Raw genomic sequence first — 16083 nt, forward strand, 5'->3', positions numbered from 1 at the left:
TGCCGAGTTGAATTCGCGGATAGAGACCCCTCATCCGGCGCTACGCACCACCTTCTTCTGCAAGGGGAGAAGAGGGGCTCGCAGCGATTTCGGAATATTAGCATCATACCCCTGTTTTGCTCGACGAGTCAAACGGCGGGATGCTCGTTGCTGCGCCCTCTCCCCTTGCGGGCGAGGGCAGCGACGCCGGGTGAGGGGGCTGCTTTTGCCTCGTTGGCGGTCCGCGTAAGCTGTTGATTTTGCTATCGCCGGCTACTGTGTATGGGGTTGTTTTCGCAGTTTTTGTTTGACGGGAGGCCGTCATGCCCGGGCTTCCACATTCTTGGCGCCGCACGAAAGATCGTGGATGGCCGGGACAAGCCCGGCCATGACGCTGGGAATGAGTCCGCTACGCCGCCGCGGGCAAATCCGGGTCGGCGATCGCGCCGGCGACGCGGACGCGGACGCGGAGAGCATTGCCGGGCAGATAGGCGATCGGCATGTCCTCGACATCGACGGTCTTGAGGCTGTCGCGCGCTGCTCCAGCCTGGACAGCGCGGTCGGCCGCGATATCGCGCGCGGCTGCGATCGCATCCTCGCGGCTGAGGTCGCGGAACACCTGGTCGGCCTCGCCGGAGACCTGCGCGATCGCGGCACCTACTGCATTGGCGCAGTCGCCATGCGGCATGCGCACGATCTCGGAGATGCCGGGCAGGCGATCCGGCACCAGGAAGGCGCCGCCGCCGACCGCGAGCAGCGGCACGTCGCCGGCTTCGGTTTTCATGCGGTCGATGTCTTCCTCGAGCTTGCGCCAGGCATCGCGCAGCGCCGCCTCGATCAGGCGTTTCGGCAGCATGGCGACGCGCGAGCGGTCGCCGATGTCGATCAGGCCGGCCGCGACTGCAATGTCGGTGGCGGTGAGGCGCGCGCCGCCGAACACCAGCGCGTCCGACGTCAGCCGGTAGCCGACGCTGAGCGGGCCGACGCGGACCGGATCCTCGTCGACATGGCTGCCGCCGCCCAGCCCGATCGACAGCAGGTCGGGCATTCGGAACAGCGTGCGGACGCCGCCGACTTCGACCACGGCATTGGCCTCGCGCGGAAAGCCGTGACGAAGCTGGCCGATGTCGGAGGTGGTGCCGCCGACATCGACGACCATGGCGTCGTCGAGGCCGGAGAGATGGGCGGCGCCGCGCATGGAATTGGTGGCGCCGGACGCAAAGCTCATCACCGGGAAGGCGGTGGCGATCTCGGCCTGCATCACGGTGCCGTCGTTCTGGGTCAGGAACAGCGGCGCATCGATGCCGCTGTCGGCGATCGCCTTGCGGAAGGCCGCGACCGTGGTGATGGCGAGATCGTGCAGGGACGCATTGAGCAGCGCGGCGTTCTCCCGCTCCAGCAGCCCGATGCGGCCGAGATCATGCGACAGCGTCACCGCGACGTCCGGGCAGATATCGGCGAGGATTTCTCGCGCGGTCGTCTCGCAGGAGGGGTCGAGCGGAGAGAAGCTCGAGCACACCGCGACCGAGCGCAGGCCCTTGTCCCTGATTTTTCGCGCGGCGTCCTTGAGGGCGGCGACGTCGAGCGGCATGAAGGGACGACCGTCGTAATCGTGGCCGCCCTCCAGCATGAAGATGTCGCCGTTGACCAGCGCGGCGAGGTCTTCGGGCCAGTCGCAGAACGGCGGCAACGAGGCGCTTGCGGGCATACCGATGCGGATCGCGCCGATCTTCTGCACACGGCGGCGCTGGACTACGGCATTGATGAAATGCGTGGTGCCGATCACGACTGCATCGACCTTCACCGCGGCGGCGGGCTCGGTGCGCAGCGCCTTCAACGCGTCGAGGATGCCCGAGGTCACGTCGGCCGTGGTCGGACGCTTGACGGAATGGACGACTTTCTCGTCGACGATCAGCACGGCATCCGTGTTGGTGCCGCCGACATCGATGCCAATACGTTTCATGAGATCTTAAGCTCCTGCCGCAGCGGGCTCGAAGAGGGAACGGTAATCGAGGTCGTAGCCGAAGGCGCGCGGGCCGACGAATTCGAGACCGCGGGGACTGGTGAGCACCGGCGGGGCCGGCAGCGCCACGACGGTGACGCGCTGGCCATAGCGCACGGTCTCGGTGCCGACGCCGTGGCCGTTGACGCTGTCGAGCACGCAGATCAAATCGGGTGACGTCGCGATCGCCTCTTCACCGCGCCAAGCCACGACCCATTCGTTCTGGAACGAGAGCTTGAGCCGGCTGCCGCGGTCGGCGTCGCTGCCCTCGATCGTGGCCGAGCCGCGCAGGAATCCTTCCGTCGTGCGCCGGGCCACGTCGACGATCTTGCCCGTGAACAGCTTCTTGCCGCCTTCGGTCGAAAGCAGCGCGGCGATCGGATCTTCGTGCCGGCGGTTTGCATCCTGCACGGCGCGGCCGATGCCGATCGCCTTGGTGGTGGTGAAGTGGATACCCCAGTCCTTCACCTCGCGTCCCGTGCGGGGCGCCTTGCTGGTGGAGGCGATCGAGCCCATCTCGACGCAGATCTTGCGGCTCGCCCGCTCCATCCATTTCCAGCTCGGCACCTTGGTGACGACGGCTTCGATGCCGCGCGGATCATAGAGCGTGCAGGGGTAGGGGCGTAAGTCCCCGATCGCGACCGAGGTCATCTGCGCCTCAGGGAAGGCGCGGCCCATGCAGTCGGCATCGACCACGGGAATGCCGAGATGAGCGGCCGCCATCAGCGCCTGTACGCCGTTGCCGCCGCCGATCTCGACCGACATCACGGCGCGGAACTTGATGCCGTTGATCTCCTCCTGCATCCGCACCGCGCGCGCGATGTTGCGGCTGTCGGCGAGGCGTTCCTGTCCGACCAGCGGCGCGCCCATGTTGGAGACGACCGCGACCCAGTCCTCGTCGTCGAGGTCGAGCGGCGACATCAATTGCACGCGGTGGCCCTCGGCGTAGAGCCGGCGCAGGTTGAGCAGGCCGAGATAGGGGCTGCCGCCGCCGCCGGTGCCGAGGATCCAGGCGCCGACCGCGAGCGCTTCGATTTCGTCGAGGGTGATCGTCTTCAATTCCGCCTTGCTCACGAGACCAGCTCCTCGACGATACGGGCCGCGGCGGCAATGCCGAGGATCACAGGACCGGGATAGGCAGTGCGCACGCGCGCCTTGTTGGCGCTGGTGTAGCTGATGCAGTCCATCACCACGAGATCGGGCTCGAGGTCAACCATCGTGCGTGCGGCCTCGTCAACCGCGGCATCGCTCGAACCGGGACGCAGCGTGATGCCGACGACATCGACGCCGTCGCGCTGCCATTTCTTGTCGATCAGTGCGGTCTGCTCGGGGAGCGGCGAGAACACGCCGAGCCGGCCCTTCGGCAGCACGGCCTCGACGAGATTATGCAGGATGGCCGAGGGCAGGATGACGAGGCCATCCGCTGCGAGGTTGGGAAATTTGCCGGTGCAGGCCATCAGCGTCACGCCGACGCCCTCGTGCTTGAAGCGGGTGATCTGCTGGCTCGCGCGGCGCTCGACTTCCTTCTTGCTGATGGTGACGCCATCGCCGTTCGGCAGCAGGGTGAATAGCGTGTCGTAGCCGTCCATCGGCGGGATGGCGTCGATCTCGGCGCGGCTCATGCCGTCAAGCGCTCCGCGCAGCTCGATCTGGATGCCCGGCGACAGCACGGCGGCGATCTCTGAGGCGACGGTGGGACGTGGGCTCTGGCCGATCACGACCACCCCGATGCACTGATGCTTCAATGGCATGTTCATGTCTGGTCTAGTCCTTCAAGACGACGAGATCGGCCGGCGTCCAGTCGAGCGTGACACCGTTACCGGGAACGAACAGGTGGTCCGTGCCTGCATTGGACTGCTGCACGAGGACGCGATGTCCGCCCTCTAGCACGATGCGATAGAGCACCGCGCCGCCGAGAAAATTGGTGTTCTCGACGACACCGTGCGCGGTGACGCCGGGCGCGCCGTCTGCAGCCTCGCCGCGCGGCGATAGCCGGATCCTCTCGGGACGCAACGCCACCGAGAGTACGCCGATGCCTGGCATGTCCGCGGAAGGCGGCAGCGCCAGGATCAGGCCCTTGCCCACGTCGAGGGCCGCCTCACCGGTGCTTGGGGCGATGCGCTCGCCACGGAAAATGTTGGTGTCGCCGATGAAGTCGGCGACGAAGCGGGTCATTGGCTGGTTGTAGATCTCGGCCGGCGTCCCGACCTGCTCGACGCGGCCGCCGTTCATCACGGCGATGCGGTCGGACATCGCCAGCGCCTCTTCCTGGTCGTGGGTGACGAAGACCAGCGTCAGGCCGAGCTTCTTCTGGAGCTGCTTGAGCTCGAACTGCATCTGCTGGCGCAGCTTCTTGTCCAGCGCTCCCAGCGGTTCGTCGCAGAGCAGGACGCGCGGTGCGATCACGATGGCGCGGGCAAGTGCGACGCGCTGCTGTTGGCCGCCGGAGAGCTGGGCGGGGCGGCGCTCTTCCAGGCCAGACAGCTCGACCATGGCCAGCGCCGCCTTCACCTTGGCCGCAATGGTCGCCTTGTCGAGCCCGCGCATGCGCAGGCCGAAGGCGACGTTCTCGGCGACGGTGCGATGCGGGAACAGCGCGTAGTTCTGGAACACCATGCCCATGTCGCGCTTGTGTGCCGGCACATGGGTGATGTCGGCGCCGTCGACTCGGATGGCCCCTGCGCTCGGCGTCTCGAAGCCGGCGATCATGCGCAACGTGGTGGTCTTGCCGCAGCCGGACGGACCGAGCAGGGAGAAGAATTCACCCTGCCGGATGTCCATGGCGACCGTATCCACCGCGCGTACGCCGCCGTCGTAGATCTTGCTGACGCCGGCGATTTCGATCGACGCGCTCATGCGCGGAAGATCCGATTGACGCGCTGGTCGATCTCATCCTTGCGCTCGTTGTACCATTTCCAGTCGACCTGGATCAGCTTCGAGACTTTTTCCGGCGTGGTGAGCAGCTTGGCGTCGTACTTGGCGTCGAGCTTCACCTTCCTGTTGGCCGGCGAGTACCACACGGTTTCCGCAAGGCGCTTCTGCACGTCCGGACGGAGCATGTAGTTCACATAGGCGTTGGCAAGCTCCTTCATCTTGCTGCCGGGCGTGATGGTCAGGACTTGCTCGAGCGACAGGACGCCTTCGCTCGGTGCGACGAAATCGGTCGGCTGGTTCTGGCCGTCATAGCGATAGATGCCGGAATCGTGGATGACGCAGAGGCCGACCTCGCCTGACAGCAGCATCTTCTCCATCGCGCCGGTGAAGTCGACGATCTTGATCGGCTTCAGCTTCTCCAGCGCCGTATAGGCCGCGTCGAGATCGAGCTGGCCCTTGCCGAACAGTGTGCCGCACATCATCAGGAAGGCCTGGCCGAGGCTGTTGACCGGGATGACATAGCCGCCGCGGACGCCGTTGTATTTCGCGTCCCACAATTCCTTCCAGGAGGAGACGCTGCCATAGCCCTTGTCGGTGCGCATGCCGAGGCCGATGGCGCTGGTGAAGATCGAGACGCCGACGATCTTGTCGCTGATGGCGTAGGGATAGACGTCGGCGAGGTTCGGCACCAGCTTGGGATCGATCTTCGGCTCGACGAGGCCCATTTCAGCGGCAGCCCACTGCTCGTTGGAATTGGTGTGCATGACGTCATAGATCGGCGCCGAGCGCGAGCTCGCCTGAAGCTTCGGCAGATAGGGGAAGGCGGAATCAATCTGGAGCTTGCACTTGAACTCGTTCTCGAAGGCGGGGCCGATCTCGGCCTTCATGATCTCCCCCCACTTGCCGCCCCAGCCGGTGATGCGCAGGGTCGGATCGTCGGCGCGCGCGACATAGGGCGCGGCGATCGTGCCGATGCCGAGCGAGGCGCTCGCGGTCAGAAAGCGGCGGCGGCTGAGCCGTGAGGATCCCAGAGCTTTCGTCATGTCTCGATTCCTTCGATACGGTTACAATTTGACGTAGGAGCGCAGGCCGACGGTGCGGTCGAGCCCGACGACGACGAGAAATGCGAGGACGATCGACACCACCGACGCGGCGCCGATGGTGCCGTCCAGATCGAATTTGAGATAATTGAACAGCGTGACCGGCAGCGTCTCGTTGCCCGGGCTGACCAGGAACAACGACACCGGGAACTGGTCGAACGAGACGATGAAGGCGAAGATCGCGCCTGCCAGTACGCCGGGCTTGATCAGCGGCAGCGTCACCTCGAAGAAGGTGCGCAACGGGCTTGCGCCGAGATTTTGCGCGGCTTCCTCCAGGCGCGTGTCGAAATTATGCAGTACGGCAAGCGTCGTGCGCACCACGTAAGGAAGCGTCACCAGCGTGTGGCCGGCAACGAGGCCCCAGGTCGGACGTCCCACGTCGAGCAGCACATAAGTCTGGAACAGCGCCAGTCCCGTCAGGATCGCGGGTAGCATCAGCGGCGAGAGCATGGTCGCTACGATCAGCCGCGTGCCCGGCAAATTGCCGCGGGCGAGCGCCAGGGCGGCGGACGCGCCGAGCATGGTCGCGGACACCGTGGTGAGGAGCGCAATCTCGAGACTGAAGCCGAGCGCATGCATGAAATCGCGCGAGGCGAAGAATTTTTCGAACCAGCGCAAGGACACGCCGACCGGCGGAAACTGGATGAAGGGCGTCGGGTTCAGGGCGAACACGACGACGACGGCGATCGGCGCCAGCAGGAACGTCAGTATGGAGATGTTGACGGCGAGATAGAGGTATCGGCCATAGCACCGTCGGCCCGCGATGGCACGCATTGGCGCCGTCGCGAGGCGAAGCGCGGCCTCTTGATCGGACACCAGCGATGGGCTGTGCGAGGGTCCCATCATCGGCCTCATTGTAGTTCGCGTTGGCCAGAGACGAGGCCAAGCGCGTGGTTATAGGCGATGACGAGCAACAGCGAGATCATCAAAAGGATGATGCCGAGCGCGGCCGCGAAGCCGACGTTGAAGTTCGCGGAGATCTGCTGGTAGATCAGGATCGGCAGCGTCATGATCTGGAAACCGCCGAGCAGAATCGGCGTGACATAGGCGCTGATCGCGAGCGCGAACACCAGCAGCGAGCCGGCCAGGATGCCGGGCAGGCTCAAGGGCAGCGTCACCTCTATGAACGCGCGCAAGGGACTGGCGCCGAGATTTTCCGCGGCTTGCTCCAGCCGCTCGTCGATGCGGCCGATCACGCCGGTGAGCGTCAGCACCATGAAGGGGACGTAGATGTGGACGAGCCCGACCACGATGCCGGTCTCCGTGTACATCAGCTTCAACGGCTGGCTGATGATTCCGAGCGAAATGAGCGTTTGATTGATCACGCCCTTGTCGGAGAGCAGCGTCATCCAGGCGAAGGTGCGCACCACGATGCCGGTCAGCATCGGCGCCAGCACTGCCATCAGCAGCAGCGCGTGCCCGGTGCGACTCCGGATGCGCGCCATCCAGTGCGCCAGCGGATAGCCGATCGCGAGCGCAACCAGCGTGGTCACGAGGCCGATCCTGATCGTGGTCCATATCACCTCGAGATAATAGGGATCATCGAACATGCGGGCGTAATGCCGCGTGGTGAAGGCGACCTTCGGCGCCACCACCGGGTTGCCGGTGAGCACGCTCATCAGCGCCATCAATCCGATCGGCAGCAAGAAGAACAGTGCAAACAGCAGCGCGCTCGGCAGAATGAAGAGCGCAAGGCCGTTAGGGCGTCGGGTGGCGGCGTCGCTCATCGCGTCGCCTGAGCGCGTGTGACAACCTGGTCGAGTTGATCGCCGGTCAGCCGGCGCAGCTTTGCGGCCATCGCCGTCAGCTCGCGCCGGACATTGGCGCGCTCGGCGACCGTGGTCGCCTGCACCGAATAGGACACCGCGATCCCGATCATCTCCCCGGTCTCGCCGCTCTTCAACGCAAAGCCCTGCGAGCCCACGCCCTCGATGGATTCATCGGCCGCCTCGGATACGCCGGTGCGGCGGATTTCGTCCAGGCGCACCATCAACTGCTTTAAATTCTGCGGCGAGTTGCGCGGCAGTTTTGGATAGGTCGCGGGCACTCGCGCACGGATGTCCTGGTCGGAGAGGCGGGCGAGCATGGCGCGGCCGTTCGAGGTAGCAAGCGCCGGCGTACGCTGACCCGGCGGATTGACGACGCGAAGGGGATTGGAGCCTGGCACGATTCTCAGCACGACCTGCTCGTAACCGTCGAGCACGGCGATGTAACCGGTATGCCCGGTGCGTGCGCAGACCTCGCGCAGCTCGCGCTCGGCCATGCTGATGAGGTCGTCATGAGCGCGGTGCAGCCGGCCGAGCTCGAAGGTGAGGAGGCCCGGCCGGTAGCGTCGGGTGTGAGGATCCTGCTCGAGCAGCCCGCAGTCGCGCAACGCGCGCAGCAGCCGCGAGGTCGAGCTTTTCGGCTTGCCCGTCAGCGTCATCACATCCGCGAACGACAAATCCGGCTGCGCGCCGGAAAAGCAGCGCAGGATTTCGATGGCGTTGGTGAGGGCGCTCATGAGCCTTGTCCAAGTCGGTTCCAAAATTCGGAACCATGTCCCAAATTCTAAGCCAGGCATGGAAGCGGGCAAGCGGAAATTTCGCGCAAAGATTGGCGCCGTATTGCGCAGGGTCAGAATGGTCGCGGGACACGCGAAGGGGCGCATCGCGGTGAAGCGGTGCGCCCCTTCGAAATCAGGCGACTTCGGCGGCGACGTTGCCGATCCAGTCGCGGGCGAGCGTCACGTCGGCTTGCGACAATTGATGGCCTGCCGGCAGGACCTTGTGGGTCACGCCTGCGCCAGCTTGCGACAGCAACTCGGCGAGCCCTGCCGAGTTGCTCGCCGGCACGATCGGATCAGCCTGCCCCGACAACAGCAGGATCGGCTTGCCGTCGAGTGCAGCCTTGGGCGGATCCGACAGCGGCACCATCGCGCGGAGCAGGATCGCGCCAGCAAGCGCGTCCGGCTTCAGCACCAACAGCGCGGCTGCGATGTTGGCGCCGTTGGAGAAGCCGACCGCGACCGGTGCGGCGATGCCGTACTGCTTCCGTGCTTCCGCAACGAAGTCGCCGAGCTCAAGCGCACGGCGGCGCACGTCTTCCTCGTCGAACACGCCCTCAGCGAGGCGGCGGAAGAAGCGCGGCATGCCGTGCTCGAGCACGCGTCCGCGCGGCGAGAGCAGGGCCGAGCCGGGCGAGATCATCTTGCCAAGCCCGAGCAGATCGTTCTCGTCGCCACCGGTGCCGTGCAGCAGCAGGAGAGGAGGGGAGCCCGCGTTGGTCGCGGGCTCGTAACGATGGACGAATGAATTCTCAGTCACGACACGCCCTCTTCCAATTTCGGCAAAACACCCTCGATCTGCTTGCGCTGCGCTTCGAGGAAGCTCGGCAGCTTCAGGTCACGTCCCAGCGTCGCGACGGGCTCGTCGACGGCGAAGCCGGGGATATCGGTCGCGATCTCGAACAGCACGCCGCCGGGCTCGCGGAAGTAGATCGAGCGGAAGTAGTTGCGGTCGCGCTGTTCGGTCGGGTGCAGGCCATGATCGCTCACGAGCTTCTGCGCCATCCTTCCCTGTTCGGCGTCGTCCGCCGCGCGGAAGGCGATGTGATGCACGGAGCCGCCACCCTGGTGTCCGCGCAAAAAGCCCGTGGCCTCGTAGATGTCGACGACGCTGCCTTCGACGTCGCCTGATGCCTTGAAGCGGATCACGGAGCCTTCGCGTCCGGTCTCCTTGAAGCCGAACACGTCGGTGAGCACGGCAGCCGTCTTCGCCGCGCTGTCGAGCAGCAAGGTCACGCCGTGGAAGCCGCGGATCGCGTGCTCGGCCGGTACGTCGCCGTTGCTCCAGCCGGGCTCGCTCTCGGCGCCGGGGACACCGACGAGCGCGAGCGCCATTCCATCAGGGTCTGTGAATGGCAGCACGGACTCGCCAAAACGCTTCTCCAGCGCCTCGTAAGCGATGCCCTTCTCGACGAAGCGCTGTGTCCAATAGCCGAGCGAGCGTTGCGGTACGCGGAAGGCGGTCTGGTGCGTCTCGCCGACGCCGCGGCGGCCGGCCGGCACGCCGGCCCAGGGGAAGAAGGTCAGGATGGTGCCGGGGCGGCCGGTCTCGTCGCCATAATAGAAGTGATAGGTGCCGGGATCGTCGAAATTGACCGTCTTCTTGACGAAGCGCAGGCCGAGATCCCGGGTGTAGAAGCCGAAATTCCTGATGGGGTCGCCGGCGATCGCGGTCACATGATGCAGTCCAGACATTGTCGTCCTCCAAAGCTCGGGGAGCGGTCTTGCTCTGACCGGAAATATCGTTCCGCTTTGGATTGGAGACAATCCATGCAAATATGACGTCTATGTCTACGATTTGGAAACAATCGCCCCGGGTTGCCCGTGGATAAGGTCGCCAGCCTCCGGGCCTTCGTAAAGGTCGTCGAAAGCGGCAGTTTTGCCGAGGCGGGCCGGCAGTTGCGGCTGTCACGCTCTGCGATCAGCAAATACATCGCCGACCTCGAGGAGAGCCTCGGCGTCCAGCTCCTGAACCGGACCACGCGCCATGCGAGCCCGACCGAGAACGGCCAGGGCTATTTCGAGCGCGCGGTCGTGATCCTGTCGGAGATCGAGGCCGCCGACCAGGCGGTGGCGCAGGCCCAATCGGCGCCTCGGGGATTGCTGCGCGTCAACGCCCCGATGTCGTTCGGCACGATGCGGCTCGGGCCGGTGCTGGCCGATTTCATGGCGCATTATCCGGAGCTTCAGCTCCAGATCGTACTCAGCGACGACCTGCTCGATCCCGTGCAGGACGGCTTTGACGTGACCTTGCGGATCGCGGAATTGGAATCTTCGAGCTTGATCGCGCGAAAAATCATGCCGGTGGCGCGCATGATCTGCGCTTCGCCGGATTATCTGGCGCGTCACGGTACGCCAAAACATCCGCAGGATCTGCGCGGGCACGCCTCGCTGACCTACGGCTTCCTGCTTACGGGCAATCAGTGGAAGCTCACCGGCACCGACGGCGATCACTGGATCCAGCCGGCATGGTCGCTCTGCGTCAACAATGCCGAAGTGCTGCGCGATGTCGCGATCAAGGGCAGGGGGCTCGCGCTACTTCCAGAGTTCATCGCCGCCGATGCCTTGCGGAAGGGCGAGCTGCGTATGGTGCTCAAAGACTATTTTGCGCCGCCGCTCGCGCTATACGCGGTCTATCCGCCGACCCGGCATCTGTCGGTGAAGGTGCGGCTTTTCATTGATTTTCTGGTTGAGCGTTTTGGCCGCGAGGACGAAGCAGGCACGCGCAAACCCGTCGCGGCTAGTTGACCGAGCGCTGCTCGGCCGGCCGAAGCAGATCGTCCAGCGCGCTCATCGAGGCCTTCCGAAGCGCGGCGATTTCGCGGGCGGCGCTCTGGCATTCGGGCGGGGACATCGTGACTGCCGCCAGCTCGATCTCACGGCAGAATTCGAACAGGCGGACGAGGCCGAGCACACTCGCGCTGCTGCCGAGTTGATGCGCGTAGCGCGCGAGCTGCGCGGGATCGCCAGTCACTGCTGCCTTGGCGATGTCCTCGACCAGCTTTTCGCTGGTCTCTTCCAGCAGGTTGTGGAGTTTTGCGATCTGCGCCGCGCCCAACAGCTCCTTCTGGTCGTCGAGGAAATGCCGGTCGATCAATGCGCCGGCGGCGAGTTGCGGCGCGGCTGGCTGGTTCTGGGCATCGTCCTCGATCGCCTCGCGCAGCGCATTGATCAGGATCGGCTTGCTGACGATCCTGGCAATGCCCGCGCCCGCGAGCCGCTCGCGGGCGCGGGGCGACATGTCGGCGGTCACCGCGATGATGCGCGGCATGGTCGGCAGACCTAACTTTCGAATCCGCGATGCCGCCTCGACCCCGTCCATGTCGGGCATGTGCAGATCCATCAGGATGATGTCGAAGGCTTGATCGCGGGCGAGTGCGACGGCCGACGCGCCGTTCGTGGCGATGGTGGTGGGGTGGCCGAGCCTCTTCAACATCGCTTCGCCGACCTCGCAATTGACGGGGTCGTCGTCGACCAGCAGCACGCGAAGCTGCCGCGAGGGCGGCTGGTCCGCGCCTTGCGCGGTGCCGCTCGCGGCGAGGCCAAGCGAGACCTTAAGCATGAACGAGCTGCCCGTGCCCGGCGTGCTCGCCACCGTCAACTCGCCGCGCATCAGGCGGGTCAGGCGCCGCGCGATCGCCAGTCCAAGGCCGGTGCCGCCGAACCGCCGCGCGATGCTGTCGTCGGCCTGGACGAAATCCTCGAAAATCCGCTCGTGCATGTCGGGCGCGATGCCGATGCCGGTATCGCGAACGGTGATGCGCAGCAGGACATGATCGTCGTGTCGCTCGGCGGCCGCGCTCAAGCCGATTTCGCCGCGCGGGGTGAACTTGATCGCGTTGCCGATCAGATTGAGCAGGATGCGATTGAGCCGCACCGGATCGCCGTGCACGGAGGTGTTGACCGTCGCATCGCAGGCGAGGTCGAAGGTCAGGCCCCTGCCGAAGGCCTGCGGGCGCATCAGATCGGCGGCCGTCTCGATGAGCTGGTCGAGACGGAAATCGCGGGTCTCCAGAGTCTCCGTGCTGGCCTCCAGGCGCGCATATTCGAGGATGCCTTCGACCAGAGCGATCAGCGTTTCGCCCGATGCGGCCGCGGTCGTGAGGTGACGCCGCTGCGCCTCGCCGAGGCTGCCGTCGTCGAGCAGTTGCAGCACGCCCATGACGCCGTTCAGCGGCGTGCGCAGCTCGTGGCTGACGACCGCGAGGAAGCGCGATTTGGTCTCGTTGGCCGCCACCGCCGCGCTGCGCGCGCGCTCGGCGGCATCGTGCTCGGCAAGGGCCTGGTCGCGGGTCTTTTCAAGCTCGGAGGTGCGCTCGATCACCTTGCGCTCGAGCGTCGCATAGGATTCGCGCAAGTGAGCGGCCATCCGGTTGAACTGATCGCCGAGCGCCTCCAGCTCGTCACCGGTCTTGATCGCGAGCCGCAGGCCGAGGTCGCCGCTGCCGATCCGCCGCGCGCCCTGCGTCAGGATCTGGATCGGCACGGTCATGCGCCGGCTGAGAAACAAGGAAACCAGCACCGCACAAGCCAGCAGGATGACCAGGAGAAAAGTCGAGCGTCCGATCGACGCATAGATCGGCGCATAGGCTTCGGTGAGCGGCAGCTCGACGAATACCAGCCAGCCCAGTGAGGGGACCGTCGCATAGGTCGACAGCACGCGTTGACCGGACAGATCCTCTTTGACCAGGCCGCCCGAGGGCGGTCCGACGCCATCGAGCGCGGCGCGGACGTCGGCATGGCCGGAGAGATCGCTGCGGCGCAGCGCCCGCCACAAATCGGGATGCGCGATCAGGATTCCCATGCGGTCGACCACGTAGGCCTTGCCGGTGTTGCCAACCCTGATCCCGGCGACGAGGTCCCAGATGAAGCGAAGATTGACCTCGGCGACAATCACATCCGGCGTGAGGCCAGTTCCTCGCGTGGCAAGCGTCATGAAGGGCTCGGTGTCACCAAGGAAGTAGACCGGTCCGTAATAGGCGCGGCTTTCGTTGGCGCCGCGGAAGGCGGGCGAGGTGGAGAGATCGGTCTTGCTGCCGATCCTGTCCGCGACACGGCGCGATACGCGCACCTGCTCGCGGCCCTGCGCATCGAGCTCGGCGATTTCCGCGATCGCGGGCGAGAGGCGCAGGAGTCGGATGGCGTTCAGGCGCTGGTCCTCGTTCGTGGACAGCTCCGGGGGCAGGCGCGAGAGCCATCTGATCTGGTTTTCGATCTGGCCGATGAACTGGCCGATCTGAATGGCCGCGGACGCTGCCTGCTCGCGCTGGGTCGCCGCCAGAAGCTGCTTCTGCTCGCGATAGGAGAACCAGACGTCGAAGCCGGTGTTGATGGCAAGCGCGGCAAAGGCGAGCGCGACGATCGAGTAGAGGTATTTGCGGAACAGCCGGCCGGGAGGCGTCCGCAAATCTCCCTGGTCGATCGTCTCGTTCACTCGCGAATCTCGTCGGCGCGCGCGAGCAGCGTGAATGGGAGCGTCAAATCCAGCGTGCGGGCGACCGTGCGGTTGATCAGGAGCTCATATTTCCGCGGCGATTGCACCGGCAGATCGCCGGCCTTGGTGCCGCGCAGGATGAGATCGACATAGTCGGCCGAGCGCACTTCGAGTGTCGGCCCGTAGCTCATCAGCCCGCCTGCATCCATGAAATAATGGAACGGGTAAATCGTGGGGACGCGGTATTTGGCCGCCGCCGCCACGGCCGCCTGCCGGTGGATCACGAGGAAGCTGTCGACCAGCGCAATCATCGCCGCCTTGGGCGGTTCGGAAAAACGCCGGATGGCTTCGTCGATGTCCGCAGGTGCGTTGACGGGGGCGGGGACCACGGACACACCGGACACGGCGGCCTCCTGCTCGATGGAGTCGAGGAAGAAGCGCCCGCCGCGAGGTGCGGTCTCCGGGTTGAACAGGACACCGACGCGGGCAAGATCGGGCACGGCTTCCCGGATGAGCTGAAGCCATTTGCCGCCCATTTCCGCGCTGCTGTTGGTGAAGCCGGTCACGTTGCCGCCGGGATGGGCAAGGCTTTCGACAAAGCCGTTGCCGACGGGATCGTTGGCGGTCGCGAACACGATCGGGACGGTTTTGGTCGCTTCCAGAACCGCTGCGGTTTCGACCGTCGAGCCGGTCAGGATCACGTCCGGCTTGAGCGCCAGCAGTTCCTGAACCGCGGTTTTCAGTCTATCCGGAGCGCCGAAGGTCGAGCGGAGCTCGAAGCGGAAATTGACGCCCTCGACCCAACCTCGCTGCCTCAAGCCCACAATGAGGCCACCCAGGCGAGAGGTCGGGCTGTCGATCATGCTCCTTCTGGTCAGTTCGTCGTCGAGCGGCAGTGCCGTCAGGGATGCCACGACCCGCATGCGATCAGATGTTGCGCCGAGCGCCAGCCATCCCGCAGCGGTTGTGCTCGCAAGGCGAATGAACCCACGGCGATCGACCGCGAGAGCGGAAGGCCGTTCGGTCATGACATTCTTTGCATGTGGCTTGCCCCAGGCGGATGCTTAGCGCGAACGGCCCGCATCCACAATTGATGAAAAATTGCGTTTATGAATGTTCATTCGCAGCGTTTGGCAGCCCGATACCGTATTCCTACGCCGCCAAAGAGTCGCTGTTTCGAGCCTTGTCTCTCCGTGACACCTTGTAACGCATTGCGGTGTTGCAACATTTTCCGTCTCGGTTGCGATGACGGTTCGGGGAAGCCGATTTCGTAACTGCCGATTTTTGAAGCGTTGTTTCAAGTTTTTTCCGAAGGTTTCCGATGCGCAAAATCTATCTCGTTCCGGCCCTCGTTGGCCTGCTCACCTCTGTCGCGGCGGGGCCTCTTGCGGCCCAGGGCGCCGTACCGAAGCAGAAAGCCGCGCCGGCACCGAGAGCCGCGGCTGCCGGTGCTGCTCCCGCAGCAGCCGGTACGCCGGTCGCTGCCGGCGCGACGTCGGCAGCCGCCGCCGAGACATCGGCCCCAGACGACAAGTCCAAGGCGATCGACGGCTTCCGCTCTGCCAAGTTCGGGATGAACGAGGCCGACGTGCGCGCGGCAATAGCCAAGGATTTCGGCGCAAAGCCCGACGCCGTGAGGGCGCAGGACAATGCGTCCGAGCTGACGCACAGCCTGCTGTATTCGGCGCCCGAGCTGTTGCCGAACGGCGGCATCGCCGAGCTGTCCTACGTGTTCGGCTACAAGTCCAAGTCCCTGATCCAGATCGGCGCGGTCTGGTCGAAGGGCACCGACGCGGCGATCACGCCGGAGAAACTGTTCTCCAACGCCAACATCCTGCGCGCCCATTTCCTCAGCGAGGGCTTCAAGCCCGACTCCATCGCGGTCAACATGCCCGTCAACGGCGGCATCGTGATGTTCCGCGGCAGCGACGCCAAGGATCGCTCGGTCATCCTGCTTCTCCAGGGCACGTTCGAGAACAAGGACAACAACCAGCGTGTGCTGACGCCGACCAGCCTGCTGCTGTTCTACGTGGCCGACGCCAAGAGCCCCGACATCTTCAAGCTGCCGCCCGGCCAGTTCTGATGCCGGACGCTTCCACGACATTCTCCCACCCGGTTGTGGATCGGCGCCAGTGCCGATGAAGAGGAT

General features: G+C 65.2%; 14 protein-coding genes. 2 read left to right on the top strand and 12 right to left on the bottom strand.

All coding sequences use genetic code 11. From position 1 onward, the window contains the following. Positions 1-388: 388 nt before the first annotated feature. From JQ591_RS01450 to JQ591_RS01495, 10 genes are all read right to left on the bottom strand, one after another. Positions 389-1942: a hydantoinase/oxoprolinase N-terminal domain-containing protein gene (locus JQ591_RS01450; RefSeq protein ID WP_211394260.1), complete on the bottom strand. Its 1554-nt coding sequence runs from the start codon at positions 1940-1942 to the stop codon at positions 389-391. A gap of 6 nt (positions 1943-1948) precedes the next feature. Further along, positions 1949-3055: a DUF917 domain-containing protein gene (locus JQ591_RS01455; RefSeq protein ID WP_211394261.1), complete on the bottom strand. Its 1107-nt coding sequence runs from the start codon at positions 3053-3055 to the stop codon at positions 1949-1951. Then, complete coding sequence (locus JQ591_RS01460; protein ID WP_211394262.1) at positions 3052-3738, bottom strand: AroM family protein; 687 nt, start codon at positions 3736-3738, stop codon at positions 3052-3054. Before JQ591_RS01460 ends, JQ591_RS01455 begins: the two co-directional genes overlap by 4 nt. A 7-nt stretch (positions 3739-3745) precedes the next feature. Continuing rightward, a complete protein-coding gene (locus tag JQ591_RS01465) occupies positions 3746-4837 on the bottom strand; it encodes an ABC transporter ATP-binding protein (protein WP_211394264.1) in 1092 nt (363 codons plus the stop codon). After that, positions 4834-5898, bottom strand: coding sequence for an extracellular solute-binding protein (locus JQ591_RS01470; protein ID WP_211394266.1), 1065 nt, complete (start codon positions 5896-5898; stop codon positions 4834-4836). Before JQ591_RS01470 ends, JQ591_RS01465 begins: the two co-directional genes overlap by 4 nt. Positions 5899-5919: 21 nt before the next feature. Further along, positions 5920-6801 (bottom strand): ABC transporter permease, encoded by an 882-nt coding sequence (locus JQ591_RS01475; RefSeq protein ID WP_433995194.1) that lies wholly within the window; start codon positions 6799-6801, stop codon positions 5920-5922. A 5-nt stretch (positions 6802-6806) separates the two neighbouring features. Further along, complete coding sequence (locus JQ591_RS01480) at positions 6807-7682, bottom strand: ABC transporter permease (protein ID WP_211394269.1); 876 nt, start codon at positions 7680-7682, stop codon at positions 6807-6809. Continuing rightward, positions 7679-8458 carry an IclR family transcriptional regulator gene (locus JQ591_RS01485; protein WP_211394271.1) on the bottom strand — a complete coding sequence of 260 codons (780 nt, stop codon included), beginning with the start codon at positions 8456-8458 and terminating at the stop codon, positions 7679-7681. The genes JQ591_RS01480 and JQ591_RS01485 overlap by 4 nt, the downstream gene beginning before the upstream one ends. A 175-nt stretch (positions 8459-8633) precedes the next feature. After that, complete coding sequence (locus tag JQ591_RS01490; protein ID WP_211394273.1) at positions 8634-9260, bottom strand: alpha/beta hydrolase; 627 nt, start codon at positions 9258-9260, stop codon at positions 8634-8636. Next, entirely contained in the window at positions 9257-10195 is a 939-nt protein-coding gene (locus JQ591_RS01495) for a ring-cleaving dioxygenase (RefSeq protein WP_211394275.1), read from the bottom strand. The genes JQ591_RS01490 and JQ591_RS01495 overlap by 4 nt, the downstream gene beginning before the upstream one ends. Before the next feature lie 129 nt (positions 10196-10324). Here JQ591_RS01495 and JQ591_RS01500 point away from each other — a divergent pair, with 129 nt between their 5' ends. Then, on the top strand, positions 10325-11248 hold the full coding sequence (locus tag JQ591_RS01500) for a LysR family transcriptional regulator (protein ID WP_211394277.1): 924 nt from the start codon (positions 10325-10327) through the stop codon (positions 11246-11248). Here the strand turns inward: JQ591_RS01500 and JQ591_RS01505 are convergent. Then, positions 11241-13934, bottom strand: coding sequence for a hybrid sensor histidine kinase/response regulator (locus tag JQ591_RS01505; RefSeq protein WP_211394279.1), 2694 nt, complete (start codon positions 13932-13934; stop codon positions 11241-11243). The genes JQ591_RS01500 and JQ591_RS01505 overlap by 8 nt on opposite strands. Then, positions 13931-14962, bottom strand: coding sequence for an ABC transporter substrate-binding protein (locus JQ591_RS01510; RefSeq protein WP_211394281.1), 1032 nt, complete (start codon positions 14960-14962; stop codon positions 13931-13933). Before JQ591_RS01510 ends, JQ591_RS01505 begins: the two co-directional genes overlap by 4 nt. Positions 14963-15255: 293 nt before the next feature. On the opposite strand from JQ591_RS01510, the gene JQ591_RS01515 reads away from it, so the two are divergent. Next, the gene (locus JQ591_RS01515) at positions 15256-16017 is read left to right on the top strand and encodes a hypothetical protein (protein WP_211394283.1); all 762 of its coding nucleotides are present in this window, start codon (positions 15256-15258) and stop codon (positions 16015-16017) included. The last annotated feature ends 66 nt before the right edge of the window (positions 16018-16083 follow it).

It is taken from the genome of Bradyrhizobium canariense (assembly GCF_018130465.1).
In the GTDB taxonomy this organism is placed as follows: Bacteria; Pseudomonadota; Alphaproteobacteria; order Rhizobiales; family Xanthobacteraceae; genus Bradyrhizobium; species Bradyrhizobium canariense_C.